The organism is Halovivax asiaticus JCM 14624 (genome assembly GCF_000337515.1).
Lineage (GTDB): Archaea > Halobacteriota > Halobacteria > Halobacteriales > Natrialbaceae > Halovivax > Halovivax asiaticus.
In genome coordinates this window covers 67770-94667 of sequence record NZ_AOIQ01000017.1, presented here as the reverse complement: position 1 = coordinate 94667, position 26898 = coordinate 67770, and the positions used below count along the sequence as shown (strand labels likewise).

Genomic DNA, 26898 nt, shown 5'->3' with positions numbered 1-26898 from the left:
CCACACACCGACCGCGAAATCGTAGTAGGTGTCCGCCTGCCTCGTCGAACGATCGACCGGCGGTGTTAGAATCCGATATTCAGCGCGTACGGCCAGGTGGCCGAAGCGACGGCGAGGAACGCGAGCGCGGCGCCGGCGCCGTAGACGTTCTTCAGGAAACTCGTCATCTCGTTCTGGGCGTCTTCGCCCTCCATCCGCCAGAAGTCGTGCATCGTCACGGCGGCGACGAGCAAGAAGACAGCGAGGGCGGCGGCGCCGACCGCCGGGAAGACGCCGACAACCAGTGAGAGGCCGCCGAGGACGAGCAAGGCGCCGCTGCCGAGCACCGAGAGTTTCGGCGCCGGGAGGCCCTTGAACTCGGCGTAGCCGGCCATGCCCTCGACGTCCATGAAGTGGTTCAACCCCGTGAATGCAAGCGTCCCGCCGAAGAGGATGCGAGCGAGCAGAAACGCGACCTCCATCGGTGTGGATTCGAACATCAGGCGGCCACCTCCGGCGTGATCGCGGTGGCTCCGTCGTGGTCGGGGGAGCGAGACGAGATGGGTCGAGTCGGATCGTCCCTGGCCATCGCCAACAGCGACGAACGGGTCGTGAAGGATATCATGCGAGTACCGAAAGGGACGGAGCGAATATATGCTCTCCCAGACAGTAATGAAATGAAGTAACACCAGTGTAACCGCAGGACCGGAACTGGATCGGCCGTCGCGAGCGGACATGATCCTCCCGCGTGGCCCTCAGAAGAATTTGAACAGGTCGTCGCGCTGGGCCTCGTGGAGGTGTGCTCGGACGGCCTCGGTGAGCGGGTCGATCGACCCGCGTTTGGCACAGATGGGCGCGATCGTGTCCTGCCACTGTTTCCATGGCGGGTGCAGGCCGAGTCGGTCGCAAAGGTCGTCGAGGCGCTCGTCGCGGTCGTCGACCTTGTCCATCTTGTTGACGGCGACGACGGTCGGAATCCCGAGATCCCGGAGGAAGTGGAACATCTCGACGTCGTAGGGGATCGAGTCCGGCCCGGAGTGACGGTCGATGATGTCGATCACGCTCTTGCCGTCGACGACGAGCACGCCGACGAGAACGTGTTCGGCGTACTCCTCGACGTAGCGCACCACGTCGGTCTTGATCTGTTCGCGTCGCTCCTCGGAGACGCCACTCATGAAGCCGAATCCGGGGAGGTCGGTGAGGACGAAGTCCTCCGCGGCCCAGTCGTAGTGATTGGGCTGGCGCGTCACGCCCGGCTTGCCGCCCGTTGCAACCGCGTGGCCGGTGAGTTCGCGCATGAGCGTCGACTTCCCGACGTTCGATCGCCCGACGAGAACCACCTCGGCGTCGCGATCCGGCCGACCTTCGAACATACCGGAGGACAGGCAGGGGCGAGGCATAAGTGACGCGACCGATCACCGACGCCAGCACGCGGACCGAACCGATCGGTTGGACGCCCGGTCCGGATCGAAGCACTCGTCGCCCGGGTACCCCGGTTGGGGACCCCAACTTATGTGGGTCCCCTTCGTCTGTCCGGACGATCGTGCGACTCGTCCAGTTGACCGTGCCGACGGGCTCTCGCGAGGCCATCACCGGCGTCCTCGACGACCGCGAGATCGACTACGTCGTGACCGAGGAGACGAGCAATCGGCGCTACACGGCCGTGGTCTATTTCCCGCTCCCGAAACAGGCCGTCGAGCCGGTGCTCGACGAACTCGGCGAGCAGGGTGTTCCCGAGGACGCCTACACCGTCGTCCTCGAGGCCGAGACCGTCGTGTCGCGGCGGTTCGACCGACTCAAGGAAGCCTACGAAAGTGACGACGTCGACGAAGACCGCATCGCGCGCCAGGAGTTGCTGAGCGAGGCACAGTCCCTGACGCCGACGCGGTCGATCTACGTCGCGATGACGATCATCAGCGCCGTCGTCGCCACCGCCGGCCTCTTCCTCGACTCTCCGGCGGTCGTCGTCGGCTCGATGGTCATCGCGCCGCTGATCGGCCCCGCCCTCGGGGCCAGCGTCGGCTCGGTCCTGAACGACGAGACGCTCTTCCGGAGGAGTCTCGTGTACCAGGCGCTGGGCGTCGGCCTCGCGATCGCCGCCGCCACGGTCTTCGCACTCCTCGTCAACGTGACCAACATCGTCCCGTCAAGCCTCGAACTCACCGAAGTCGGGGAGATCAACGAGCGGCTCGCGCCGGACCTGCTCGCACTGGCGATCGCGCTCGGCGCCGGCATCGCCGGGATGGTGAGTATCTCGACGGGGTTGGCGACGGCGCTAGTCGGCGTCATGATCGCCGCCGCCCTCATCCCGCCCGCCGCGGCCGCCGGCATCGCGATCGCCTGGGGCGAACCGGCAGCGGCCCTTGGAGCGACGACGCTCGTGTTCGTGAACGTCCTCTCGGTCAACCTCGCCGGGCTGGTGACGCTGTGGTACGCCGGCTATCGGCCTGAGGGGCTGTGGAACCTGGGGCCAACCGAGAGCCGGGTCCGCCGTCGGGTGATCGGGCTCGTCGTCATCGTCGGAATCTTCGCGCTCTTCCTCGGCGGCATCACCTACGCTTCCTACCAGGTCTCGACGTTCGAACAGGATGCAAGGGAGGAGGTGGAGGCCGTCCTCGCCGAGGACGACAACGCCCAGTTGCTCGACCTCAGCGTCGAACTCGACGAGAGCCTCCCCGTCCGCGAGCCTTCGAGGGTAATCGTCACCGTCGGCGCGCCACCCGGAGAGGTCGATCCGACGCTCGCCGCGGCGATTCGCGAACGCGTCGCCGGACAGGCGGCCAGCGACGTCTCTGTCCAGGTCCGCTACATCGCCATCGCCGAGGCCGACCCACAGACGACGACCGGGACACCAGACGAGACGACGAACGAAACGGCCGCGGCGATCATCGATCCGTTGGCTCGATAGCCAGCTCGACAGCCACACCGATCGGGGCAGAGACGAAGGTGATGCTCGCTCGGTTCCGTTGCGCGGGCCGGTAGGCCTATACACGTTCCCCGGCGAATCGGGACCGACGAGGCATACCAGTGCGCGAATCGATCGTCCAGTTGATACTGTTCGTCGCGATCGTCTCGGTGACCGCCGTCGCCGTGGGGACGATCGTCACACAGTCCGGCCACCTTGCGGATTCGATCGGTGGAGAGAGCGACCGGCGCGTCGCCTCGCTCGAGACGGAGGTGACTATTATCAACGATCCGGCGACGGACGCCTACGACCCCGACGCGGCCGGCGGCGACGGGGGTGTCGTCGTCTACGTCAAGAACGTCGGTGACGAGACCCTGGACCCCGCCTCGCTCGACGTGCTGCTGGACGGCGAATACCAGACCAAGGTGAACGCGTCGGTACCCGCCGAGGACGGTTGGCGCCCCGGGGCGACACTTCGCGTGACGATTCCGGGCGACCCGGGTGCCGGCTCACACCGCGTGCTCGTGCGGATTCACGACGCCGACGCGCGATTCACGTTCGAGCGCGCCTGAGTGACCACCGTGTCCTTGTCGCTGTCCTGGCCAATGCCGAGGCGGGGCGCGTCGGCTCACTCCACGACGACGTTCTCCCAGTCGTGGTCGCCGTGGGCACCCTCCCGGTCGCGGGCGCTCTGGGCGACGCGGATGAACTCGGCGGACTCGCGTGCGTCCGCGATGGTGTGGCCGCCGGCGTAGCTCAGCCCGGAGCGGATTCCAGCGGCGAACTCGGCCGCCACGTCGACCAGCGGGCCCCTGTATTCCGTGAGCCCCTCGACGCCCTCGTCCGCGTCAGGAAGTTCGTCGGTGTCCGTCCGGGCCTCGTTCGCCGCGGTCGTCGCCATACCCCGCGAACGCTTGTACCGGGTGCCGTCGATCTCGACGGTCGCCGGCGGCGCTTCGGCCGTCCCGGCGAAGAGACTGCCCATCATCACGGCGTCGGCCCCGGCGAGCAACGCCTTGACGGCGTCGCCGGAGCAGCGGATGCCGCCGTCGGCGATGGTCCGCACCCCGTACTCCTCGGCCGCCTCGGCGCAGTCGTCGACGGCGGTGAGCTGGGGAACGCCCGCACCGGCGACGCGACGCGTGGTGCAGTGCGAGCCGGGGCCGATGCCGACTTTGACGCAGTCGGCACCCGCCTCGGCCAGATCGGCGACGCCGGCGGGCGTCGCGACGTTGCCGGCGATCAGGTCGAGATCGGGGAACGCGTCGCGGATGGCGGCCACCGCGTCGAGACAGCGCTCCAGGTGTCCGTGTGCGACGTCGACCATCACGCAGTCCGCGCCGGCGGCGACGACCGCATCCGTGCGCTCGATCGGGTCGCCGGCGATACCGACCGCGGCACCCACGGTCGCCTCGGCTTCGACTGCCTCGCGCACCTCGGCGGCCTGCTCCTCGATCGTCAGAAAGCGGTGGATCGTCCCCATGCCGCCGGCCTCGTCCATCGCGATCGCCGTCTCGGCCTCGGTGACGGTGTCCATCGGCGCCGACAGGAGCGGCGTCGCGAGTTCGATCCCGTCGGTCAGGCGCGTCGAGAGGTCGACGTTCGAACGACTGTCCACGCCGGATCGCCGGGGGACCACCAGCACGTCGCCGTAGGACAGACCGATCCGTAGCTCGTCCATACCGCCCCTAGTGACGGGAGCAAGGCTCAAAAGTGTGGTGTTCACTCGCATTCGCCAGCGTCGTCGCACCCCCCAGCCCCACTCGTATGCTCCAGTCGTCACCGCGATTGCAGGCGAAGGACTCGGTTCGGCTGTCCCTCCCTCACCCTTCGAACGGCAGTTCCGGTTCGTAGTCGATCGCGTCGATAGCGGCCTCGAGGACGGCCTCGACGTTCTCGCCGGTTTCGACGCTCATCAGGAAGTCCGCGTCGAGGGCGGGGAGCGACTCGTCGTCGGGGTCGAACCGATCGACCTTGTTCGCGACGGTGATGACGGGTACCTCGATCGATTCGAACTGTGCGGCGATGGCGTCACGGAGTTCGAGCTGGGCCTCGATCGGATAGCCGGCGCCGCCACTGGGGTCGAGGAAGACGAGCACGCAGTCGGCGAGGTGCTCGATGGCGCTCGCCGCCTGGGATTCGATCTCGTTTCGCTCCGCCGGCGGTCGGTCGAGCAGTCCGGGCGTGTCGACGAGCTGGTACCGGATGTGATCGCGTTCGAGGTGACCCAGTCCGACACCCTTGGTGGTGAAGGGGTAACTCGCCGTCTCGCCGCGAGCGCGCGTCACGGTGTTGACGAACGAGGATTTGCCGACGTTTGGGTACCCCGCCACGACGATCGTCGGTTCGTCGGGGTTGATCTCGGGCAGGTCCCGCAGCGCGTTTCGCGCGTCGTTGATCGCCCGGAGGTCGACGTCGACCTGCTCGACGACGTCCGCGAGACGGGCGAACGCCTGTTTTCGGTGTTTGCGTGCGGTGTCGACGTCGGTCTTTCGCAGCTTCGACTGGTACTCGCGCTGGATCTCCTCCGTCTGTCTGGCGGCCCAGGAGACTCGCGAGAGCGCCTGGCGCAGGCCATCGACGCCGTTCCGATCGTCCTCGTCGTCGGCCACGGACTCCGGACCGAGCGTCACCTCCGCCAGGATCGCCTCCGCGAGTTCCATGTAGAACGGCGAGACGTCGTACTCGAAGTCCGGCCACGCCGTGACCACGTTCTCCAGATTGTCCGAGACGATGTTGCCCGCCGTCTGCAGCATCGACTGCTGGGCCTCCAGGCCCTGCTGGGCCCGCCCGGCCCGTGACGCGCGCGAAAACGCTTTGTCGATCAGCTCTTCCGACGTCGGCGTCGTCGGAAGGTCCTCGAAAATCATGCCCGTCGCTACGGGCGGCGTTCTTAAAAGCGCGTCCGTTGGCCGGCGCGAGTCCTGTCGAGTGTGTACGTGCTGCACGCCAAGCTGTCCCGGTGGCGACGCGCTTTTGCCGCCACACTCCCTTCGATCGGGCATGACAGACTGGCACGCCGTGATCGTCGGCTTTCTCGTCATGACCGTCGCGTCGATCGTCGGCCTCGCGGTGCCGGTCTTCGGCCAGCTCACCGCCGGGCTCCTCGGCGGCTTCGTCGCGGGTTATCTGGCTGGCGGCGGGCTGGCGAGCGGCGCCTGGCACGGGACGCTCGCGGGCGGCCTCGGCGCCATCATCGCGGGGGTCGTGCTCGCGCTCGCCGTCGGGATCGGCGGACTGGCACTCGGCCCGGTCGGCGCCGTCATCGGCGGCGTCGCAGGGCTGACGATCGTCTTTCTCGCCATCGTGATCGGGTTCGTAATGGCCATCGAGAGCGCCATCGCGGGTGCGATCGGTGCTGCGATCGCCTAATCGACACAATCCGGGCGAAGCGACTACGTAGTTGGCCTGTCAACACGACTGCATGGATAGCGACGACCTCCTGAAAGTCGGCCTCGTCCTGCTCGCCGTATTCGTGCTCTTTCCGCTCTTCTTCGGCGCGGTGTTCCTCCCGTCGCTGGTCGGGTTCGGCCACGCCGGGATGGGCATCGGCGGCCCCGGAATGCTGCTCTGGATGGCCACGGGACTCCTCCCGCTACTCGTCCTGCTCGGTGTCGGGTACCTGCTGTACACCGTGCTGGCTAGTGACGACGAGGATCGGGCCATCGAAGAACTGCGGGCCGCGTACGCGCGTGGCGAACTCACGGACGAAGAGTTCGAAAATCGGTACGAGCGGCTCACTCGCACGGACGGCACCGACGACGACTGGTAAGTGGCGGACACCCGGGACGTGACGAACGGGCGCCGCGCGCTGTCGATGCTGACTGTACCGATCGGCTATTTCGACTCAGTCGAGCGAACGCTGTGAGTCGTCGGGAAACCAGCGATCGGTGGCCGTCGTCGGCGTCTCGCCGGTCGCGGAGCCGGCACTCTCGTAGAGGTGTTCGAGGTGGGAGAGCGTGTGATCGATGGCGTAGCGCTCGACGGCCCCACGCGTGTCGCGGTCGGCCGCCAGACAGGACTCGATGGCCGTGACCATCGAATCCAGGTCGCGGAGCTCGAACCGCTCGCCGTTGCCCGGCCCGATCGTCTGGTCGAAGGGGGCGACGTCCGCCGCCGCGACCGGCGTCCCGCAGGCGTTCGCCTCGAGCGTCGAGAGGCCGAGCGTGTCGCCAGTCGAAGCGGTGACGAAGGTGTCGAGCGACGACAGGAAGGTCGGCAGATCCTCGCGAGGCAGGAAGTCCCGCAGTTCGACGTTGTCGGGCGCCTCGCGTTCGAGGGGCTCCCGACGAGGGCCTTCACCAACGACGACGAAGTCGTACTCGGGTCGTTCGCGGGCAACCCGGAGGAGCTCTTCGACGTTTTTCTCCATGCTGAGTCGGCCGCTGTAGCCGATCACCGTCCGATCGGGGTACCAGTCCTCGTCGGCGGGCTGGAAGAAGTCCATGTCGATGCCGACGGGCAGCGGGACGTGTTCGACGTTGCGATCGATCCGCTTGGTCGAAGCAGTGACGAGGTCGAACCCGCGCAGGAAGGCGTTCTCGATCGGAACGTACAGTTTCGCGAGAGCGGTCGCGAGCGGGCCGACCTTGAGACTCTGGTGGAAGTACTCCTCGAGCGGCGTGTGGTGGGTGTAGATCGACGGCACGTCGTGTTTCTTGGCGTACCGACGGCCGAGCCGACCCACCGGGGCCGGGCCGTGGCAGTGGACGATGTCCAGTTCCGGCAGCGTCGAGAGCCGGCGGTAGAGCGGGACGCGATACCCCGAGTAGAAGGGGTTGGGCAGCGACCGAACGGGGTGCTCGCGCTCGCCCGGTTCGTAGTCGCCGTCCGGGTAGATCACGTGGACCTCGTGGCCCGCCCGTTCCAGTTCCTCGCGCCAGAGCTTGATCGTGTACGTGACGCCGTCGATCTCGGGGAAGTAGCTGTCCGTAAAGAAGCCGATCTTCATTCAGCGGTCACCTCGTCGTAGAGTGCTCGATAGTTGTCCGCGACCGACGCGAGCGAGAACGGCTCGACGCGCGCTGCGCCGGCCTCGCCGAGCATCTCTCGGCGGGAGGCGTCCGTGAGTTCGTCGATCGCCGCGGCGAACGCCTCGACGTCCGACTCGCCAGGGTCGGGCGAGACCTTCAGGCTGTCCTCGCCGTCGGCCAGCCAGGAGAAGGTCTCGATGTCGCGGACGACGACCGGCTTGCCGGCGGCCATCGCCTCCAGCAGGGCGATCCCCTCGTTCTCCTCGTGAGTGGGAAAACAGAAGACGTCGCCCGCCGCGAACGCCCCGCGGATGTCGTCGACGAACCCGGTGAACGTGCAGTTTTCGGGGGCGTTCTCGATCAGGGCCGTCGTCTCCCGACCTTTCAGCGAGAGGTCCAGCGGGCCGAACCACGCGAAGTCGATCTCGGGACGCGCCCGGGCCAGTTCGACGAACGTCTCCAGCCCCTTGCGCTTGATGACGTGGCCCACGAGGAAGACGGTCGGTTCCGAGAGCTCGTAGCGCTCGCGGTACTCGGCCTCGAGCGACTCGAACCCCGCGAGTTTCTCGGTGTCGACGCCGTTCGAGACGACGGTCGTCGGCACGTCCGCGTACGTGTCGATCAGGCCCTGGTTGTACGTCGACGGACAGACGAGCGCGTCCGCGTGCCCGTACGCCCAGCGGAGATACGGCTTCAGCGGCCTGGCGAGCGCGTTCGTAAAACGGAAGCTGTCGCCGAAGTCTTCCGCGGTGACGTGCGTGTTCGCGACGACCGGGATCCCTTTCGACCGGGCGCGTTTGGCGTACCACACTGATCGCGGCCCCATGAGGTTGAAGTGCATAACGTCGGCGTCGAGCGTCGGTCGGGTCGTGTAGGCGACGTCCAGGCGATCGAGCATCTTGCGCTGGTGAGCGACCGACTCGCTGATCCCGCCGGTGACGTGCTCGGCGAGTTCGAAATAGTGGCTGACCAGCATGACTACGGTGTGTGTCGATCATCTCGTGAGCGCCTCCAGGTGGCCGGTGTCGAGTCGGGTTCGCGAGTCGCCGTGGTCGATCGACCACGACCCTCGCTCACTCGACTTCGAGCCACGGCACCTCCATGAGCGCTGGAATGTGCGTCTCGATGTGGTGTTCCCAGACGCCCTCTTCGCCGAACGCTTCGCCGTGATCGGCGGTCACGATCACGCGGCCGTCGAGTTCGGTGACGAGGTCGGCGATACTCTCCAGCACGATCCGGAGGTTCTCCTCGTAGAGCGCGAGTGCGGCGTCGCGTGTGCCGTTCTTGACGAGATCGCCCTTGTCGAGTTCGAGCCAGAGGCCCGCCTTCTGGGCGAGCTCGCTGCCTTCGAGTGTTGCCTCGACCTTCGGCCGGATCGATCCCGTGAGCGAAGAGAGCGCACCGTCGCTCCCGCCGTCGGCCGCGGCCTCGGCTTCCTCCTGTTTCTTGATCCCCTTCTGGATCTGTTTGAGCTTCGCCCCCTTCCCCCGTGAGAGGTATGGTGCGTGCGGTTGCATGTAGTGCAACACCGTCCGCTCGGCGCGGTCGACGGCCGCTTGATTCTCGCGGAACGCGTCCTCGATACCCGCCGGCGGAACCGTCCCGAGGTCGTCGTCCCACCCGGTCTTCCAGACGTCGAAAAGGTCGGTGATGTGGTCGGTCGCGGTCCACTCGTAGTCACAGCTCGCCCCCCACTTCAGTTCGTTCAGCGGGATACCGAGATCGTTGATGAACGGATTGCCGGAGAAGTACGCGAGATCGTGCTCGCCCGTGAACGTTCGGTAGGCCCACTCGGGTGTCGACGACCCGACGCTGCGGCGCTTCTCGAGCGAGCCGTCCAGATACTCGTCGTAGACGTCCGCGAAGACGTCGTATCGACACGCGTCGAGTACCAGACAGTAGTCCCACTCCGATTCGAGAAACCGCTGGTCTTCCATTATCGAGGGCTTTCGAGCGGACCTACGTAATTGTATTGGGATCGGACAATCACGGCATCGGACCACCCGCGCCCGGCGAATCGCCAGCAGACGTCAACGTGCGCCGGAACGGTCAGCCCCATGCTGCCGACGTACCACTCACTCTAGATATCCGAGCTCGCGCAACCGGTCGCGGGTTCGGTCGTCCACGTCCGAGAGGACGTCGGCCGGGTCGGTCGGTCCGGACGCGTCGTCCCAGGTGCCGCCGACCGCGGTTTCGAACCAGGCGAGCGCGCGTTCGGCCGCGGCGACCACCTCGTCCGTCTCCGGATCGACCGGCGTCGTTTCCGCCGGGTCGATATCGAGTCGGTACCCCTCGTCGGGGATTCGATCGGCGCGAACGTACTTGGCGTCGGTGCTGCGCGCCGCCCGCTGGCGCGCGCCCGATCGATGGTCGTCGGGGAGGGAGCGTCCAGCCTCTGACGCCTTCGCCTCTAGGTGGTGGCGCTCGATAAGTGGTCTGGCGTACTCGACGAAGGCGTAATCGTCGGGAGCGTCATGAACGGCTCGCTGACCGGGGTCAGGGCGAGACACGTCGTCGAACGAGCGGTACTCGTCGGCGAGCAGGGATCTGGTCGTGTCGCGGGCGACGAGCGCGGGTGGCGACGGGCCGGAAGCGGATTCACTGCCCGGTTCACCAGCACCCCGTGCCAGTCCGTCCCAGACCGCCGCCGGGTCGACGTCCAGCACGTCGAGGATCGTGTGGTACAGATCGAGGAGTTCGACGAGGTCGTCCCGTCGGCCCTGGTCGAGATCGGGGTGTTTCACCAGGAGCGGGACGTTCACGAGTTCGTCGTAGAGGGCGAACTCGTGACCGTAGAGGCCGTGTTCGCCGTGGAGCTCGCCGTGATCGGACGCGACGACGACCGTCGTCTCCTCCCACCGACCAGTATCGCGGAGCCACGCGAAGAGCCGACCGAGTTCGGCGTCCATGTGGGCGATCTCGGCGTCGTAGAGGGCGCCGATCGCGTCCCACTCCTCGGCGTCGACCTCACGCACCCCGGCGTTGTAGGTCTTGGAACTCTGGCAGACTGCGTCGGGGTCGGTGTCTGGAGCGAACCGCTCGCGATACTCCGCTGGGGGATAGTACGGCAAATGAGCGTCCATCAGGTTGACGAACGCGAACCAGCCGGGGTCGCTGGCCGTCCGCTCCCGCTCGGCCGCCCTGACGAACGAACGCGTCCGGTCGATCACCGCCGGCGTCTTCGAGTCCGCGCCGTCACCGCTCGCCAGGTAGTCGTGGGCCGTCGCCCCGGCTCTGACGAGGCGCGAGGCAACGCCACGGAGGGGGTCCGACTCGACGATGGTTCGCCAGGTCCGAGCGAGCGGGCCCGAGAGGACGTCGCTCGGGAGCACCTCGAAGAACGATCGCTGTGCGTCGAACCCGTCAGTAAGTCCCGTATAGGGCGATATCCAGGCGTTCGACGTGAAACAGCCCGTCTCGTAGCCGGCCGCCGAGAGCGTCGCGGCCAGGGTCGTCGCGTCGTCGAGGTACGGCCGCTCCTGCGTGGCGCCGTGCTGACTCGGGTACAGGCCGGTGAACAGCGACGCGTGGACCGGAAGCGTCCACGGTGCGGGTGCGACGGCCGACTCGAAGACGGTCGCGTCCTCGGCGAACCGGGTGAGTGTGGGAGTCGGCTGGCTGTCGGCGCCGTACGGGCCCAGGTGATCCTTCCTGACCGTATCCAAGATCACGAAGAGGACGTTCCGCTGGGGACTGGCGACCATCCGTCGCTTCCACCACAGCCAGCCCCTTAAATCGGCGCCGGGTACGGACCACGAAGACGATAGCAACTGTCGGCACTCTGGACCCGTCAATAGTCGTCATATGTCAGTACTCGGCCCCTTCCGGCGAACGGTACTTGCCGGTACCTGTCGGTGGTCGGTCTCTGTCGATTTCAGCACCCTCCGGTTGTTGGTACCGTTCGGCGCTCCGTACACGATCGTCGCCCCGGCCTATGGCGACGATAATCGGACGCTTCAAGTCGGGGAACGAACGAGTAGGCGTATGAACGGTCGGACCCGAGCGACGTTTCTCCTCGCGGGGCTCGGGGCGATTGCGCTCATCACGATTTTGCTGTTCGTCGTGGGCGCCGGCCGCGTCGTCGACGCCCTCCGTACCGCCAGACCGGCCTACGTCGCGCTGACGTTCGGGCTCGCGCTGTGCTGGCTCGCCGCCTGGGGCCTGATGCTCCGGACGGTCCTCGGCGTGTTAGACGTCCGGATTCCGGTCGTGACCGCGCTGTTCGTCTACGCCGGCGCCGTCTTCGCCAACAACGTGACGCCGTTCGGCCAGGCCGGCGGCGAACCCGTCGCCGCGCTGATCATCTCGAAGATCACCGAGTCGCGCTACGAGACCGGGCTCGTCGGCATCGCGAGCGTCGACGTCCTGAACGTCGTGCCGTCGATCTCGCTCATCTTCGTCGGCGTCAGCTACTACGCGACGACCGCCGCCATCGGCCAGCGCCTCGAGACAGCGGTCACCTCGGCGGTGGTGCTCATCGGCGGCGTCGTGCTCGTGATCGGGGCCGTCTGGCGCTACCGAGAACGGATCGGCGAGCGACTCCCCGGCGCCCTCTCGTCGATCGCCGGCCGACTTGGCCGCTCCCGCGTCGACGCCGAGGCCTTCGAGACGGAGCTGCGAGAGCGACTCGATCACTTCTTCGACAACATCGAACGTATCGCGACGAGTCGCTGGCGCCTCGGCGCCGTCGTCGGCCTCTCGCTCACCGGTTGGCTCTTCCAGACGGCCGCGCTCGTCGTCGCGTTCGCCGCCCTCGGCTACAGCATCCCGGCCTACGTCGCGCTGTTCGTCATCCCGCTGGCGAACGTCGCCGGCGCGGCGCCCCTCCCCGGCGGCCTCGGCGGGATCGACCTCGCCTTCGTCGCCCTGCTCGTCCCGACGACCGGCATCCCGGCCTCGACCGTGACCGCCGCCGTGCTCATCTTCCGGGGGGCGGTCTACTGGATGCCCATCGTCGTCGGCGGGATTTCGGTCTCGGCGTTCGGCGTCCGCTCACTTAGCTGAGGACTCGACACCGCCGGCCGAGACGTCCCACATCGGCGATTCGGCGGCCACATCGTTCGAGTAACGGCAGGTCGTTCAGACGACACCACGTCGGTCAGACGCAACCACGTCGATCTGACGCCACCACGTCGTTCAGGCGACAGCGTAATGCACACGCACACCTCAGTTCCTGCGTGTATCGCGACGGACACGCCGGGTTGAACGCCCTGCTGTACGCGCCGGTCCTTCCCGTGGTCGCCAGCCAGTACTCGCGCTGGCTCGCGCTCGTCGGCGCCGTCGTCGCCATCGGCGTCGCCACCCTCCCCGACTTCGACGATCCGCTCCCGTTCGTCGCCCACCGTGGCCCGACCCACACCGTCTGGTTCGCCGCCCTCGTCGGGCTGATCGCCGGTGTCGGGACGGCACTCGTCGCTCCGAGCGTCCCAGTGGCGTTCGAGTTCGGCTTCCTCGTCGGATTCGCGGGCATCCTCGCACACCTCGCCGGCGACGTGGTGACGCCGATGGGGATCAGCCCGTTCGCGCCGCTCTGGCGCGCCCACGTCACGCTCGAGTGGTTCGCCTCGAAGAATCCGCGAGTCAATCGGACGTTCCTGCTCGCCGGATCGGGCGCCTTTACCGGCGCGCTCGTCGTCACGTACGTCGGAGGGTGACGGAAGTCGGTCGACGAATCGGTGACAGCAGCGCTGCGCACCCGCGACGAGCACTTCGTGTCCGGCCTGCGCATCAGGGAAGCCGTTCGGTGAGCGGATCGAGCGCGTCGGTCCGAACGGCCAGCAGGACGAGACAGCCAATCCAGAGCAACGGCGTGTCGATCACGTTGTGGATCGGCAGTCCGGGGCTCCAAGTGGTTCGAAGCGGGAACAGCCACTGGATGCCCTTCGGAGACAGCGAGTCCAGCAGCAGGTGCGAGCCGTACGCGAACCCGACCGCGAGTCCGACCGTCCGGTCGCGAACGGCGAGTGCAGCCGCGACGAACACCAGCCAGGCGAACGGCGAGTGGCTGATCCCACGATGGACGAACGGCCACTCGAGCGCGGCCGGAAACAGAAAGTCCGCGTCAGGGAGCAGGCCGAACAGCAATCCCAGTCGAGGATCGGCCGTCGTGAACGCTCGAACCAGCGTGTATCCGACGAACGCGTGGGTCGCGAACGCGATAGCGAGAAAGACCGCCCGCGCCGGATCCATACGTGATCAGTTGGAACGCAGCGCCTAACAACGTTCGGGGGACGACCGGCTGCACGGAGTTCCGCCCGTGGGCGTGTCGATCGACGGACGGTAGCAATCACGCGACGGCGAGCGACAGGCACCGGCTACCGAACAACGCTTACGTTCGGTGGTGGTGTGAACTGCGTCGATGGCGACGCACAGCACGATCGTCCTCGTAGCCGACAGGACGCCCCAGTGGCTGGAGTCGGTTCTCACGTCCGACGGGGCGCTGGTCGTGCTCTTCTGTCTCTGCGTCATGGAGGGCGCGATGTTACTCCGGTTCATGCCCTCCGAGCTCGTCGTGCCGGCCGCGTTGGCGCTGATCGGGTCGACGATCCACGACGCGGTGACGATCGTTGCCATCGCGGTCGTCGGGACGACGATCGGACAGGCAACGCTCTTCGTCGTCGCCCGTCGCGCGGGCCGCGAGTACGTCCTGCGAAAGCGGTGGGTCCCGCTCACCGAATCGCGGCTCGAACGGTTCGACGGGTGGTTCGATCGGTGGGGACGGCTCGCGATTCCGATGAGTAACACGCTCCTGTTCGTGCGCGGCCTGCTGACCGTCCCGGCCGGCCTGTCCCGGATCGACTGGCGAACCTTCGTCACCCTCTCGGCGCTCGGGTCGCTCACGTTCCAGTCCGTTCTCGCCGGCCTCTACCTGCTCGGCGGCTACCTGCTCGTGTGAGTCGCTTGGCTGCCAGAATCGAATCGCGTACTCCCTCATGACACCTCACGAGCGGTGTGCTCACTCTCGCCGGTAGATCGGCGAGCGGAATCGCACGCCCGCGTCGTGAAGTTTCCACTTGACCTCCGCACCGATCCAGCCCACCGCGACGAGCAGGGCAATCGCCACGACCGCGAACTCGGCCCCGCCCATCCAGGCCGGCGTCGCGAAGAGCAGTCCGTTGTAGACCCGGTGGGGCAAGAGCCACTCGACGAGGTCCTCGGCCATCCGGGCCGGTGTCGACAGGATGTGCCCGCCGTTGGCCGAAGCCGTTGCCGTCCGTGAATCCAGGCCGAGCGCCGCCGCGCTCTGCCCGCCCGCGCTCTCCGACCCGGTTTCCAGACGCTCGGCCTCGTAGGGGAGTGTCGAGGGAACCTCCCAGACGATCTCGCCCGACGGGTTCACCTCGATCACCCGCTGGCCGTGCGAGTCGGCGATGAGGGTGTTTCCGTTCGGGAGTCGGTCGGCGTCCCTTGGCCACTGGATCGTCCCGTCCGCCCACTCCCAGGAGCGGACCCACTCGCCGTCCTCACGCTGGAACTCCTGGACGCGACCGTTCTCGGAGTCGGCGACGACGAGCGCCGGCCCGCCGCGCGATTCGGGGATGTAATCCGGGTTGTGCTGCTCGTACTGGACGTCGTAGTCGTCCTCCGCGCCGAGCGTCCAGTCGTCGACGAGCCCCGCCTGGGGATCGAGGAAGACGACCTGATCCTGGTTTCGCAGGCTGGCCACGATGCGGCCGTCGTTCGGATCCCCCGGCGCGTCGACGTACTCGACGTCGTTGATGTGCGCCCAGTCACCCGGGTACGGGCCGCCCCCGTCTAAGGGGAAGTCGGCCTGGGCGTCCCAGAGCCACTCGACCAGTTCCGTCTCGGTGTTCACCACGAACACCTGATCGGCGACGATATCGGCGATCGCGACGTGGGTCTCGTTGATGCGGGCCGCGTCGTGCCACTCGCCGGCGTTCTCCTTGTAGTCGTAGCGCTCGTAGATGGTCTCGACCGCGCCGGTCTCGAGATCCACGCGTTCGAAGACGTTCCGGGTGCAGGGAGGTTCCCGGCAGGTCGGGCCCGCGGTGTGGATGGTGTCCGACGCCGTGTACTCGATGGTCATCGGATCGCCCGGGACCGGGTCGACGTCGAAGTACTTGGTCCGCTCGTTGTCGTAGTACAGCACGTCGCCGTTCGGTTCGTAGACCGTGATCGTCCCGGCACGACCGGATTCGGTGACGACCGTGTGATTCTCCGTCGGCGGCGCGCGGGGGACGTCCGACTGCGTCGCCGTCGAGAGATTCCCGGCCGACGCGACGACGAGGGACGCGGCCGCGACGAGGAGGACGAGCGCGAACAGGAGTCGCAACCGGTTCCGCGTGACGAGCGGACGGAGTGAGAAGCCGGAGTGGTCACTCCAGTCGGCCAGTGGCCATCGATCAGCCACGTCGCATCACCCGTCGAGCCCCCGGTGTGACGCACCCATCATCGAGGAGAGGGCGCCCCAATGTCGTTGCGTCGCGCCTCATACCGGTGGCGTCCAACGACCGCCCTGATGAGTGTTCGCCTCGTAACGCGTAAAAGACCCACAGTCGAAGGAGGCGGTATGCAGGACGCTCGCATTCTCGTCACCGGCGGCGCGGGATTTATCGGGTCGAACCTCGCGAACACGCTCGCCGCGGACAACGCAGTCGTCGCCCTCGACAACGGCTATCTGGGAACCGCTGACAATCTCGACGACGGCGTCGAATACGTCGAGCGAGACGTCCTGGAGGACGACCTGCCGACCGACGTAGACGCCGTCTTCCACCTCGCCGCCCTCTCGAGTCGCCAGATGTTAGAGGACGACCCGCGCCAGGGCGCCCGGGTCAACGTCGAAGGGTTCGTCAACGTCGTCGAACAGGCACTCGACGACGGCTGTGACACGTTCGTCTACGCCTCGACGTCATCGATCTACGGCTCCCGACGCGATCCATCGCCCGAAGATCTAGACATCGAGGCCGCGACGGGCTACGACGCCTCGATGCTCGGACGCGAACGCTACGCCGAGTACTACAGCAACTTCCACGACGACGTCACGCTCGCCGGCATGCGCTTCTTCTCGGTCTACCAGGGCTACGGCGGTGCCGAGGAACACAAAGGCGAGTACGCCAACACGGTCTCGCAGTTTACGGACGAGATCGCGAACGGACGCGCTCCCGTCCTCTGGGCCGACGGCAGTCAGACCCGTGACTTCACCCACGTCTCGGATATCGTCGACGGGCTCGAACTTGCCGCCGATCACGAGGCGGACGGCGTATACAACCTCGGGACAGGCGAGGCCTACTCGTTCAACGAGATGATAGACATGATCAACGAGGTGCTCGGCACCGACGTCGACCCCGAGTACGAGCCGGTCCCGATCGACAACTACGTCTTTCACACCTGCGCCGACAGCTCGAAGTTCCGGGCGGAGACCGGCTGGGAACCCGCGATCGACTTCGAAGACGGCGTCGAACGCGTCTGCGAGCCGTACCTAGACGAGTGAGACTGACCGGGTGAGCGTTCGTAAAGGGAGACAGGATGGCTGAGAGTGGCCGGCGCAAGTGACCGAGCCGAACGAGTCAGCGACCGGCGCGTGTGATACCTGAACCGTCCTTCGTTCCTACCGCCGCGATTCGAGGGCCGAAAGCAGGTCCGTGAGGTCCATCTCCTTCATCGAGAGCAAGACGAGCAAGTGATAGACGAGGTCGGCGGATTCGGCGGCCAGTTCGTCCGAGTCGTCGTCCTTCGCGGCGAGGACGACCTCCGTCGATTCCTCGCCGATCTTCTCGAGGACGGCGTTCTCGCCCTTCTCGTGGTCGAACAGCGACGCCGTGTACGACCCCTCCGGTCGGGTCGCTTTCCGATCCTCGATGACGGCGAACAGATCCGCGAGCACCTGCGCGTCCGGCTCCGTCGCAGGCGAGTTCGACCCATCGGCCGATACCGGGGTGTCGTCACTCATGGGAGCTCACCCACCACTTCGGGCCCGCCGGTGGCGACACTCACGCCGCCTCACCCCCGAGCTCACGGATGTCCGTGAGTTCGTCGTACTGCGCTGGGTCCTCGCTGCTCCGTTCGAATACCGACTCCGAGATCTCGATCGGCACGTTCGTCCGCGCGGCGAGCGCCAGCGAATCGCTGGGGCGGGCGTCGATCACGACGGTCTCGCGCGGCGTGGTCAGGTGGAGATCGGCGATGAACGTCCCGCCGTCCTCGCCGCGTTCCTCGAGATCGCTCACGACGACGCGTTCGACGCGACCGCCCAGTTCCTCCATCACGTCGAGCAAGAGATCGTGCGTGAGCGGGCGCCCGATATCCGTCGCTTCGAGCCCGCGAGCGATGCTGGTCGCCTCCTCGGCCCCTACGAAGATAGGGAGCACCTCGGTCTCGCCCGCCACGCCGAGGATGACCACCGGAACCGGTCCCGATGGCGTCCCGGCGAGGCGAACACCGTCGATACTCGCGTCCATACGGATGCGACGGGACCGACCGGGAAAAACCCCTGCGACACCGGCGAGCGGCGCGAGGTCACTCGGATAGCGACGAGCGCCACGGGCCGGCTCGAACTGGCGCGACCCCGCGGAGTCACTCGGGCGAGCTGGCGGCCGTCTCGGGCTCGAAGAGGGCGAGTTCGTGTAACCGATCGTCGGGGGTCAGTTCCGGGTGGAAGGCGGTCGCGAGAATCGGCCCCTGTCTGACCGCGACGGGGCGGCCATCGACGGTCGCGAGGACCGTGGCGTCACCGACGGTGTCGATCGCCGGGGCGCGGATGAAGACGGCGGGAAACGGCTCGTCGAGTCCCGCGACGTCGAGGCTGGCCTCGAAACTGTCGCGCTGGCGGCCGAAGGCGTTGCGTTCGACGGTCACGTCGAGGAGGGCGAGTTCGTCGATGCGGTCGTCTCCGGCATCGGCCGAGACGACGATCAGGCCCGCACACGTCGCGAAGAGTGGCCGCCCGGACGCGACGTGTTCCCGGATTTCGGAAGCGAGCCCCGCCCGGTGGAGCGTCCGCGAGATGGTCGTCGACTCCCCGCCCGGGAGCGCGAGCACGTCACACTCGGGAATCACCCCCGGTTCGCGTACCTCGTGGACCGACACGGACCGACCACGGCGATCGCACACCCGTTCGATGGCCCGCACGTGTTCCTCGACGTCGCCCTGCACGGCGACGACGCCAGCGGTCAGTGACATGGCTGGACTTCGGATGGGGTGGATAAAAACGCGGCGTCAGCGCGCGATCGAAGACGTGGACAGACGGACGCAGGCGCGGGCAGCGAAAGCAGGTGGCGGACGCTGGCGCGGAGAGGCGGACGCAGGTGGACTGACGGACGGTGGTCAGGCGTGAAGATAGTATCTACGGTCCCCGTGGGGGACTCTACGTGTGCAGACAACGCACACTGCAGGTGCTACAGGCCAACGACGGCAGCCCTCGACGACGCTCGCCGATCAGGCGATGAACGACAGCACCTGAACGACGACGCCGAGCAAGAGCCCGAACACGATGATGGTCTTCGGGTCGATACGGATGCCCTTCTCGTCCTCCGAGTCAAAGTACCGGACCAGTCCGGCACTGGACATCAGCCCGCCCGTGTTCTGTCCTTTGTCCATGTCCCCCGTTCCGCGGTCGTCGAAACTAAACCTTTCGACCGATCGTGAGCCAGTCGATCGGCGCCAGCATCGTCCCTGGCGTGTCGCCGAGCGTAGAGACGAACGCGGAACGAGCGCGTCGTCCGTGCGGGCGACAGTGTGCCGGGGACCGGTCGGTCAGAGCCGGCCCAGCGATGGTGTCTCACGGAGATCGGTTGTCCGAAATACGCTATAGCCGCCATAAATTTAGTGCTGCATATAAATAGCATTGGTAATAAACCGGTGTGTTTTTGTCGACTAGTCGTGTGCATCCGGCTATGAGCACGGCCCTCGTCAGACTGGTCGACCGCGTCCGCCAGCCCGAGTACACCGGCGCGAATCGCTGCATTCCCTGTACGATCGTCAACGTCGTCCTAGCCCTCGCGTTCGCCATCGCCGTCGGCGGCGTCGTGGGAATCGTCGGCAGAGCGGCGACGGGCGCGCTCGCCGCCACCGCCGTCCTCGTCGTCTCGCTGCTGACCATCTACGTCCGCGGCTATCTCGTCCCGGGCACGCCGACGTTTACCAAACGGTACTTCCCGGATCGCGTCCTGGCGTGGTTCGACAAGGAACCAGCACCGGTGTCACAGGACGACGAGCAAACGGCGAAGTTCGATCCGGAGCGCATCCTCGTCGACGGCGGCGTCACCGTTCCCTGCGAAGACGAAGAGGACCTCTGTCTCGCCGACGGCTTCCGCGACCGGTGGCGGGGACACGTCGTCGACGTGCGCCAGGGTGACCGGGTCGAACAGGTCGCCGCCTTCGTCGAACGCGACCCCGAGACGATCACGCTGGACGACGACCCGTCCGAAGACCGCATCGTCGCCGTCGGTGACGAGGGCGGCGCCGTCGCCCACTGGGAGTCGGAAGCCGCACTGGTGGCCGATCTGGCCGGCGCTCGGCTCTTGGACGAGCACCTCCCGACCTGGGCCGACCGACCGCTGCACGAACGCGGGCAGATCGTCGGCGGCCTCAGAGCGTTCCTCGAGACCTGCCCGGCCTGCGACGGGCGCATCTCGATCGACGAGGAGACCGTCGAATCGTGCTGCCGGTCCTACGAGGTATACGCCGTCACCTGTGACGACTGCGGCGCACGACTCCTCGAAGTCTCGGCGTGAGCCAGCCACACACCGTCACAACTAGCGAGGGCACGTAGAGACGGACGGTCGCCGTCATCGACGCCGTCGAATCGCGCCGCGACCGAAGGAGTGTTTTCCCTGCAGCCCCAACCGACGAGTAATGAGTCACCAGCGCGTCGAGCCGCTCGACGTCGAGGCCATCCGGGCCGAGTACCCGATCTTGGATCAGTCGGTCGACGGCACGCCGCTCGTCTACCTCGATAGCGCGGCGACGGCCCAGACCCCGGACCCGGTCGTCGACGCCATGAGCGACTACTACCGCGAGTCGAACGCGAACGTCCACCGGGGCATCCACCATCTGAGCCAGCAGGCGTCGGTCGCCTACGAGGAGGCCCACGACCGCGTCGCCGAGTTCGTCGGCGCCAGCGGCGGCCGGAAGGAACTCGTCTTCACGAAGAACACCACCGAGAGCGAGAACCTGATCGCCCACGCGTGGGGCCTGCGCGAACTGGGCCCCGGCGACGAGGTCGTCCTCACGCAGATGGAACACCACGCCTCGCTGGTCACCTGGCAGCAGATCGCGATGCGCACCGGCGCCGACGTGAAGTACATCGAGGTCACCGAGGACGGCCGCCTCGACATGGACCACGCCCGCAAGTGCATCACGGACGACACCGCGATGCTCTCGGCGGTCCACGTCTCGAACACGCTGGGAACGGTCAACCCCGTGAACGAGCTGGTCGACCTCGCCCACGAGCACGACGCGCTGACATTCATCGACGGCGCGCAGGCCGTGCCGACCCGCCCCGTCGACGTGGAGGAAATCGGCGCCGACTTCTACGCCTTCTCCGGGCACAAGATGGCCGGCCCGACGGGCATCGGCTGTCTCTACGGGAAGGAGGACCTGCTCGCGGAACTCGATCCCTACCTCTACGGCGGCGGTATGATCCGGAAGGTAACCTACGACGACTCGAGCTGGGGCGAAGTGCCGTGGAAGTTCGAACCCGGCACGCCGCCGATCGCCGAGGCCGTCGGGCTCCACGCCGCGGTCGACTACCTGGAGGAGATCGGGATGGAGCGCGTCCAGGCCCACGAGGAGCGCCTCGCGGAAGCGGCCTACGACGCCCTCTCGGCCATCGACGGGCTGACGATCTACGGCCCCGAGCCCGGGCCGGATCGGGCGGGCCTCGTGAGCTTTACGCTGGCAAACGTCCACGCCCACGATCTGGCGTCGATCTGCAACGACCACGCCGTCGCCATCCGCGCCGGCGACCACTGCACCCAGCCGCTGCACGATACGCTCGGCGTCGCGGCGACGGCGCGGGCCTCCTTCTACGTCTACAACTCCGTCGACGAGATCGACCCGCTCGTCGAGGCGATCGAGGACGCGCAGGCGCTGTTTGGGTGAGACGCCAACGAACTCCGGCACCGCTGAGAAGCCGACCGTTCTGCGAGCGAAAATTTGAACCACGAGCGCCTGTAGGCGGGATTGTCGCCCGCTACCGCTCCTAGCAGACGATAATTCAACGGCCCCTATATAGCACAAATATTATTAGGGAGTCAGTCGTATCGGGTGACGAGGCGGCATTCCACTACACCGTCGGATTCCGAACGCGTCGCCCCCACACGAGGCAGCCGTCCCACCCGGCCTCCCGATCAGTATCCTCCGAGCGATGGCATCCGATCGAGTCCCCGTTCACGACGTTCGACTGACGAGTGTGGATCGGACGAGTGTACAGAAAACTGGGATCGAGCGGCGTCTACGAAGACGACGAGCCGGAGAGCTCGTTGACGTCTTCCACGGCGAGCGGACAGCCACACGGGGCGGCCCGCGCGTCCATCGGCCCGCGGATCGTGAACGACACGACTGGCGTGCCACACTGCGGACACCGCGACAGGCTCGAAGCTCCCGCGTCGCCCTCCCGGTCGTCGCGAGGCCGATCCTCGCGATCGTCGCGACCGCGGCCGCCGTGAGGCGACGCGTCACCGTCACCACGATCACCAGCGCCGCGACCCGACGGCTGATCGGTCACGTCGGACACCCCACAACGACCCCCATCGTCGGTGACGGCTCCGACACCGACCCTGGACGCGAAGCTGGCGAAAACGGGCGATACGACCGTCGTGCGAGAGGTTTATGTCTCGCGGGTGGGTACGCGTTCATGGCTTCGGATCTGCCGCGATTGGAAGCCACAGTCTCGGGTGCTCTATCACCCGGGGCATTTCTGATGCCTGCCCTCTGGCATGTGGAGACTGATCGGCTTCCAGCCATCAGTATGGGTTATTGTTACTTATATCTAACTAGAAGTGGCGTAATTAATTATCTAACGTGAGGCGGCGGTGTTGTCTACGGCAGGAGCAAGACAGAGACAGGATTGTTCGAGGGAATGAGGATAGAGAGGTGAATCAGGAGGGTTCGTGAAAGGAGAGGGATGTACAGAGCGCGATCGTGAGGGGAAGTTTCGTCGACCCCCAGGGGTTGACACACTATTGCGGGTCGACGAAAACCCTGATGTGAAATCCGCCGAGAGAGGGTTATATGGCCCGGGATCGGCCATTGTTTCAGCAGGACCCTTGTAGGGTTGAAGCCGCGTTGGGATAGACAACGGCTAAGCAAACATCGTCGTTTCACCAGGGTTCTGTAGAGTGGAAGAAGTCAATAAGCTATGGCCGAGTACGAGCGCACCCACTATCGTCGTAGACAGATATCTGTCATATGAACCAAAGAACATGCTCGGAACTATAGCGACAACTGGTTTCCCGGCCAGAATATTCATCTCGGCTTACTCTCAACTCAGCTGGTATGCAACGCCGAACCTTCTTGGCTTTGGCAGGCGCATCGATCCCAGCGACACTCGCCGGGTGTACTGAGAACGAGTCCAGCGACCGACAGTCGGGCGACGATAGCGGGTCGGGAGACGGTGACGGCCCAGTCCAGTTCGTCGATCACGAGTGGTACAACAGCGGCGCCTACGAGGCGGGCGTTACCGGCCAGCTCGAAAACGTCTCCGGTGATACGCTCAGTTATGTCGAAGTGAGCGTCTACTTCCTCGACGAAGAGGGGACCCAGTTCGAAGAGGGCCTCGACAACACGAGCGAACTCGCCGATGGCCGAACCTGGGAATTCGACGCAATGTTCCTGGGTGACGAGCCCGACCGTGTCGACGACTACGAAATCGAGTGGGAAGTCACCGACTACTGAGCGAATCGGGAGTACCGGCCGAGCGATCGTCTCGTCGATCCAGTTGATTCTGAGAGAACGCAGCTAGTGAGACACCTCATAGACGGCGGGCGACTGGTGCGGGCCGACAGAGAGCGACTCGCACTCATTCCAACAGATACGTCCCCGGCGTGTACCAGTCCCGTTCGATCGTGGCCCAGTCATCGTGGTCCAGCGGGCCGTTCGAGCCGTCGGAGAAGCCGTAGTGGTCGAGTGGCGCGTTGTAGTTCATGACGCTCGGGTACTCGGCGAAGGAGTACGTTTGGCTGTCGACGCCGCCGAAGTCGCGGTTCGTCAGGCCGAGCGAGTGGCCGAGTTCGTGCATCACCGTCGACCCAGTGGCGTCACTCCGCGAGTCGTCGGCGACGAGCATGGTTCCGGGTCGCGCCTGTCCGAGGACGACGGTACCGTACCCACCCTGGTCCGAATCGATCGAGTCGGCGATCAGGAGGTAATGGTAGCCGTAGCCCTCGTTGTCGAAGTACGTCGACTTGATCGACGGGAGGTCGTCGTCGAAGCTGGTCGACGACGCGTGGGGGATCGTGTCGTCGCTCCGCACGAAGTGGAGGTCGACACCCGTCGACCCGTCCGGGTTCTCGATCGGCGCATCGGCGAACTCGTTCGTCACACGTCCGGCTTCGAGCCAGCCGAGCGACTGCCCGCTCATCTCGTCGACCTCGACGTAGACGTCGTACCGGAGCGGATCCGCATCGGGAAGTCGATCGGACGCGTGGACCTCCATGCCGTCCCAGAGGCCGTCACCATCGGTGTCCCGACGCTGGGGATCCGTCCCACGCTCGACCTCCGCACCGTCCTCGAGCCCGTCGTCGTCCGTATCGGCGACGGTCGGATCGGTCCCGTACTCGTCGATCTCGGCTTCGTCCGTGAGGCCATCGTCGTCGGTATCGACGGCGAGCGGGTCCGTGCCGTACTCGTCGACCTCCTCGCCGTCGTCGAGGCCGTCACCGTCCGTGTCGGCGGCGAGCGGATCCGTCCCGTACTCGTCGACCTCCGCCCCATCACGGAGGCCGTCGTCGTCCGAATCGGAATCCGTCGGCGCCGTTCCGTACTCGTCGATCTCCGCACCGTCGGTGAGCCCATCACGATCCGTGTCAGCGACGAGGGGATTCGTCCCGTGGGTGGTCACCTCCACCCCGTCGGCCAGTCCGTCACCATCCGTATCGGCGACGAGCGGGTCAGTCCCGTACTCGTCGACCTCCTCGCCGTCGTCCAGCCCGTCGCCGTCCGTGTCCGCGGCAAACGGGTCGGTCCCCTGCTCGAGTTCCGCGACGATCGGCGTGGCGTCCCCGTCGATATCGACGACGTTGGTCGTCGCCACGACGCCGCTGGTGAGGAGGCCGAGCAAAAAGAGACCGACCAGCACGCCGCGCGTATTCATCAGTACCCAACCCTGAGTATCCTCGACGGTAAGAATTCTGGCCGACTGACCAGTAGTCGCCAGCAGATAACTCAGCCCCGCCGGCGGGATCGGTCCTCGCCAGCGCAACAGTGTCAAGAACCCTACCGACGACGGCACTGCCCGCCGACGGCGCAATCCTTTTTGCCGGACCGGCCGAACGGCTATCAAATGGGAACTGGCTCGGATATGTACCGACAGCAGATCCTCGATCACTACAAGAACCCCCGTAACTACGGGGAGCTCGAGGATCCAACGTTCAGTCACGTCGGCGAGAACCCGATGTGTGGCGACGAGATCCGAATGGACGTCGTCCTCGACGAAACCGACGACGGGGCCACGATCGAACAAGTCGCGTTCAGCGGCGACGGCTGTGCCATCAGCCAGGCCTCGGCGAGCATGCTCACGAGCACGCTCCAGGGGAAAACCGTCGACGAACTCCTCTCGATGGAACGCGACGACGTCACCGACATGCTCGGCGTCGACATCTCGCCGATGCGAATCAAGTGTGCGGTCTTAGCCGAGAAGGTCGCCCAGGACGGCGCCGAGATCTACCGCGGCGACGCGGACGGCGAGAAGACGACGATCGAAGACTAACCGGCGGTCGGGGCTATCGCATTTTCTTCGATCGGGTGCTCGCCGTATTCGCGTTCGGCGCGGACGATCAACGGGCCGAATCGAGACCAGTCCGACCGGCGGGCCCCTCGAGTGATCGCTCGATGTCGTCGTGGGACTTCATCTCGAGGACGTTGTACGGCGCGCCGATGTCGTCGGCGACCGACCGAAACGATGGAAGTGGATCGTGTGCATCCGTCTTGCCATCGTTATCGTGGAGATGGACGAGGTGGATTCGGTCGTCGAATCGGTCGACGAATCGGTCGTACTCGATACCGCTGGCTTTCGCGTGGCCGATGTCGAGCGTAATGCGGAGCGTGTCCGATCCGACGCCGACATCGTCGAGGAAGGTAGCCAGCCGATCCGGGGTCGCAGTGAATCGTCTCACACCGGCCTTACTGCGCTGATTTTCCACACAGAGCGGGATGTCGACTGCAGCGGCGTGTTGGGCACACGCTCGGATCGTCTCGACGGCTCGGGACCGGACGGACTCACGGACACGAGCCGGGTACCGCGTCCGTGCGGCGCCGCCGTGGACGACGACACCGACGGCGTCGATGGCGGCGGCGAACTCAACCGTGTCCCTGATCGCTTCGACCGCGCCAGACCGGAGAGGGTCGTTGATGGTCCCCGGTGCGAGGTCGATGTGGGGGGCGTGGACGGAGAACGTCACGCCGTGCTCGTCGGCGACTCGCCGGAGGGCCGCCGGTTCAGGGGTATCCTCTCGTGCGTCTAGATAACCGGCGCGGAGTTCGACGTGATCCAGCCCCCGCTCGGTGAGAAAGGCGACAAACGAGTCGATACTTGTCTCGAATCGGATGTCCACGGCCGCACCGAATCGCGGTGTCGGGTCAGGCATCGCCCGCCCTCCCCACCGTAGCGCAGCTCCCATCGCCGAACCGAGGCGGCGACGATGATCCGTCGACGAGCACGTCGTTGCCTGTCGAGACGAACGAGCGGGTGGGTGCGTCGTCCTGGAGTAATAACTGTACGGTTCTGTATCCATCACGGGCGACTGATACCATCATCTGTGTGTGACCGAAGTCGACGATTAAGTCCAACTATGATGGATATATATTCGACATATCACTAGATCGGCCTATTGACGGAACATCGCCCCTCACACCAGTTATATA

The 26898-nt window shown here is 66.1% G+C and carries 30 protein-coding genes; 12 read left to right on the top strand and 18 right to left on the bottom strand.

Annotated elements, in window-relative coordinates; all coding sequences use genetic code 11:
• Nucleotides 1–65: 65 nt before the first annotated feature.
• The 3 genes from C479_RS10690 to engB all read right to left on the bottom strand — a co-directional run bounded on the left by C479_RS10690 (nucleotide 66) and on the right by engB (nucleotide 1352).
• Complete coding sequence (locus C479_RS10690; protein ID WP_049907245.1) at nucleotides 66–479, bottom strand: DoxX family protein; 414 nt, start codon at nucleotides 477–479, stop codon at nucleotides 66–68.
• On the bottom strand, nucleotides 479–604 hold the full coding sequence (locus C479_RS16925) for a hypothetical protein (RefSeq protein ID WP_275039664.1): 126 nt from the start codon (nucleotides 602–604) through the stop codon (nucleotides 479–481). The genes C479_RS10690 and C479_RS16925 overlap by 1 nt, the downstream gene beginning before the upstream one ends.
• 130 nt (nucleotides 605–734) lie before the next feature.
• On the bottom strand, nucleotides 735–1352 hold the full coding sequence (gene engB, locus C479_RS10685; RefSeq protein WP_007702124.1) for a GTP-binding protein EngB: 618 nt from the start codon (nucleotides 1350–1352) through the stop codon (nucleotides 735–737).
• 170 nt (nucleotides 1353–1522) lie between these two features.
• Here engB and C479_RS10680 point away from each other — a divergent pair, with 170 nt between their 5' ends.
• On the top strand, nucleotides 1523–2887 hold the full coding sequence (locus C479_RS10680; protein WP_007702121.1) for a TIGR00341 family protein: 1365 nt from the start codon (nucleotides 1523–1525) through the stop codon (nucleotides 2885–2887).
• 119 nt (nucleotides 2888–3006) lie between these two features.
• The gene (locus tag C479_RS10675) at nucleotides 3007–3456 is read left to right on the top strand and encodes a flagellin (RefSeq protein WP_007702118.1); all 450 of its coding nucleotides are present in this window, start codon (nucleotides 3007–3009) and stop codon (nucleotides 3454–3456) included.
• A gap of 56 nt (nucleotides 3457–3512) precedes the next feature.
• Here C479_RS10675 and C479_RS10670 read toward each other — a convergent pair whose 3' ends face one another.
• Together C479_RS10670 and C479_RS10665 are read right to left on the bottom strand one after the other, a co-directional pair.
• Nucleotides 3513–4565, bottom strand: a complete 1053-nt coding sequence (locus C479_RS10670) for a guanosine monophosphate reductase (RefSeq protein WP_007702115.1) — start codon at nucleotides 4563–4565, stop codon at nucleotides 3513–3515.
• Nucleotides 4566–4707: 142 nt separating this feature from the next.
• On the bottom strand, nucleotides 4708–5754 hold the full coding sequence (locus C479_RS10665) for an NOG1 family protein (protein ID WP_007702113.1): 1047 nt from the start codon (nucleotides 5752–5754) through the stop codon (nucleotides 4708–4710).
• Nucleotides 5755–5887: 133 nt separating this feature from the next.
• On the opposite strand from C479_RS10665, the gene C479_RS10660 reads away from it, so the two are divergent.
• Nucleotides 5888–6256: a DUF5518 domain-containing protein gene (locus C479_RS10660; RefSeq protein WP_007702110.1), complete on the top strand. Its 369-nt coding sequence runs from the start codon at nucleotides 5888–5890 to the stop codon at nucleotides 6254–6256.
• 52 nt (nucleotides 6257–6308) lie between these two features.
• Nucleotides 6309–6656, top strand: a complete 348-nt coding sequence (locus C479_RS10655; protein ID WP_007702108.1) for an SHOCT domain-containing protein — start codon at nucleotides 6309–6311, stop codon at nucleotides 6654–6656.
• A 75-nt stretch (nucleotides 6657–6731) separates the two neighbouring features.
• On the opposite strand, the gene C479_RS10650 is transcribed toward C479_RS10655, so the two are convergent.
• The 4 genes from C479_RS10650 to C479_RS10635 form a co-directional block, all read right to left on the bottom strand.
• Entirely contained in the window at nucleotides 6732–7835 is a 1104-nt protein-coding gene (locus C479_RS10650; protein WP_007702105.1) for a glycosyltransferase, read from the bottom strand.
• A complete protein-coding gene (locus C479_RS10645; RefSeq protein WP_007702103.1) occupies nucleotides 7832–8833 on the bottom strand; it encodes a glycosyltransferase family 4 protein in 1002 nt (333 codons plus the stop codon). Before C479_RS10645 ends, C479_RS10650 begins: the two co-directional genes overlap by 4 nt.
• A gap of 97 nt (nucleotides 8834–8930) precedes the next feature.
• Nucleotides 8931–9794 (bottom strand): hypothetical protein, encoded by an 864-nt coding sequence (locus C479_RS10640; protein WP_007702101.1) that lies wholly within the window; start codon nucleotides 9792–9794, stop codon nucleotides 8931–8933.
• 138 nt (nucleotides 9795–9932) lie between these two features.
• Nucleotides 9933–11561 (bottom strand): sulfatase, encoded by a 1629-nt coding sequence (locus C479_RS10635; protein WP_007702099.1) that lies wholly within the window; start codon nucleotides 11559–11561, stop codon nucleotides 9933–9935.
• A 280-nt stretch (nucleotides 11562–11841) separates the two neighbouring features.
• Between C479_RS10635 and C479_RS10630 the strand changes: the two genes are divergently transcribed.
• Nucleotides 11842–12861 (top strand): lysylphosphatidylglycerol synthase transmembrane domain-containing protein, encoded by a 1020-nt coding sequence (locus C479_RS10630; RefSeq protein WP_007702097.1) that lies wholly within the window; start codon nucleotides 11842–11844, stop codon nucleotides 12859–12861.
• Between the two features lie 173 nt (nucleotides 12862–13034).
• Nucleotides 13035–13511, top strand: coding sequence for a metal-dependent hydrolase (locus tag C479_RS10625; protein ID WP_007702094.1), 477 nt, complete (start codon nucleotides 13035–13037; stop codon nucleotides 13509–13511).
• Nucleotides 13512–13584: 73 nt separating this feature from the next.
• Here C479_RS10625 and C479_RS10620 read toward each other — a convergent pair whose 3' ends face one another.
• The gene (locus C479_RS10620; RefSeq protein ID WP_007702091.1) at nucleotides 13585–14046 is read right to left on the bottom strand and encodes a metal-dependent hydrolase; all 462 of its coding nucleotides are present in this window, start codon (nucleotides 14044–14046) and stop codon (nucleotides 13585–13587) included.
• A 169-nt stretch (nucleotides 14047–14215) separates the two neighbouring features.
• Here C479_RS10620 and C479_RS10615 point away from each other — a divergent pair, with 169 nt between their 5' ends.
• On the top strand, nucleotides 14216–14752 hold the full coding sequence (locus C479_RS10615) for a DedA family protein (RefSeq protein ID WP_007702089.1): 537 nt from the start codon (nucleotides 14216–14218) through the stop codon (nucleotides 14750–14752).
• Nucleotides 14753–14812: 60 nt separating this feature from the next.
• Here the strand turns inward: C479_RS10615 and C479_RS10610 are convergent, their stop codons facing one another.
• Nucleotides 14813–16228, bottom strand: coding sequence for an aryl-sulfate sulfotransferase (locus tag C479_RS10610; protein WP_007702086.1), 1416 nt, complete (start codon nucleotides 16226–16228; stop codon nucleotides 14813–14815).
• Between the two features lie 159 nt (nucleotides 16229–16387).
• Between C479_RS10610 and C479_RS10605 the strand changes: the two genes are divergently transcribed.
• Nucleotides 16388–17308 (top strand): NAD-dependent epimerase/dehydratase family protein, encoded by a 921-nt coding sequence (locus C479_RS10605; protein WP_007702083.1) that lies wholly within the window; start codon nucleotides 16388–16390, stop codon nucleotides 17306–17308.
• Between the two features lie 117 nt (nucleotides 17309–17425).
• Here C479_RS10605 and hisE read toward each other — a convergent pair whose 3' ends face one another.
• The 4 genes from hisE to C479_RS10585 form a co-directional block, all read right to left on the bottom strand.
• Nucleotides 17426–17767 (bottom strand): phosphoribosyl-ATP diphosphatase, encoded by a 342-nt coding sequence (gene hisE, locus C479_RS10600; protein ID WP_007702080.1) that lies wholly within the window; start codon nucleotides 17765–17767, stop codon nucleotides 17426–17428.
• A 40-nt stretch (nucleotides 17768–17807) separates the two neighbouring features.
• The gene (locus tag C479_RS10595) at nucleotides 17808–18275 is read right to left on the bottom strand and encodes a bifunctional nuclease family protein (protein WP_007702077.1); all 468 of its coding nucleotides are present in this window, start codon (nucleotides 18273–18275) and stop codon (nucleotides 17808–17810) included.
• 115 nt (nucleotides 18276–18390) lie between these two features.
• Nucleotides 18391–18996, bottom strand: a complete 606-nt coding sequence (gene pdxT, locus C479_RS10590) for a pyridoxal 5'-phosphate synthase glutaminase subunit PdxT (RefSeq protein WP_007702075.1) — start codon at nucleotides 18994–18996, stop codon at nucleotides 18391–18393.
• Nucleotides 18997–19251: 255 nt separating this feature from the next.
• Nucleotides 19252–19413 (bottom strand): preprotein translocase subunit Sec61beta, encoded by a 162-nt coding sequence (locus C479_RS10585; RefSeq protein ID WP_007702073.1) that lies wholly within the window; start codon nucleotides 19411–19413, stop codon nucleotides 19252–19254.
• Nucleotides 19414–19709: 296 nt separating this feature from the next.
• Here C479_RS10585 and C479_RS10580 point away from each other — a divergent pair, with 296 nt between their 5' ends.
• Nucleotides 19710–20549, top strand: coding sequence for a hypothetical protein (locus C479_RS10580; RefSeq protein WP_007702070.1), 840 nt, complete (start codon nucleotides 19710–19712; stop codon nucleotides 20547–20549).
• A 121-nt stretch (nucleotides 20550–20670) separates the two neighbouring features.
• Complete coding sequence (locus tag C479_RS10575) at nucleotides 20671–21918, top strand: aminotransferase class V-fold PLP-dependent enzyme (protein ID WP_007702068.1); 1248 nt, start codon at nucleotides 20671–20673, stop codon at nucleotides 21916–21918.
• 352 nt (nucleotides 21919–22270) lie between these two features.
• On the opposite strand, the gene C479_RS10570 is transcribed toward C479_RS10575, so the two are convergent.
• Nucleotides 22271–22543 (bottom strand): hypothetical protein, encoded by a 273-nt coding sequence (locus C479_RS10570; protein WP_083893861.1) that lies wholly within the window; start codon nucleotides 22541–22543, stop codon nucleotides 22271–22273.
• 770 nt (nucleotides 22544–23313) lie between these two features.
• Between C479_RS10570 and C479_RS10565 the strand changes: the two genes are divergently transcribed.
• On the top strand, nucleotides 23314–23712 hold the full coding sequence (locus tag C479_RS10565) for an FxLYD domain-containing protein (RefSeq protein ID WP_007702064.1): 399 nt from the start codon (nucleotides 23314–23316) through the stop codon (nucleotides 23710–23712).
• Nucleotides 23713–23836: 124 nt separating this feature from the next.
• Here C479_RS10565 and C479_RS10560 read toward each other — a convergent pair whose 3' ends face one another.
• The gene (locus tag C479_RS10560) at nucleotides 23837–25129 is read right to left on the bottom strand and encodes a hypothetical protein (protein WP_007702061.1); all 1293 of its coding nucleotides are present in this window, start codon (nucleotides 25127–25129) and stop codon (nucleotides 23837–23839) included.
• 189 nt (nucleotides 25130–25318) lie between these two features.
• On the opposite strand from C479_RS10560, the gene sufU reads away from it, so the two are divergent.
• A complete protein-coding gene (sufU, locus tag C479_RS10555; protein WP_007702058.1) occupies nucleotides 25319–25744 on the top strand; it encodes a Fe-S cluster assembly sulfur transfer protein SufU in 426 nt (141 codons plus the stop codon).
• A gap of 67 nt (nucleotides 25745–25811) precedes the next feature.
• Here sufU and C479_RS10550 read toward each other — a convergent pair whose 3' ends face one another.
• The gene (locus C479_RS10550) at nucleotides 25812–26621 is read right to left on the bottom strand and encodes a sugar phosphate isomerase/epimerase family protein (RefSeq protein WP_007702051.1); all 810 of its coding nucleotides are present in this window, start codon (nucleotides 26619–26621) and stop codon (nucleotides 25812–25814) included.
• Between the last annotated feature and the right edge of the window lie 277 nt (nucleotides 26622–26898).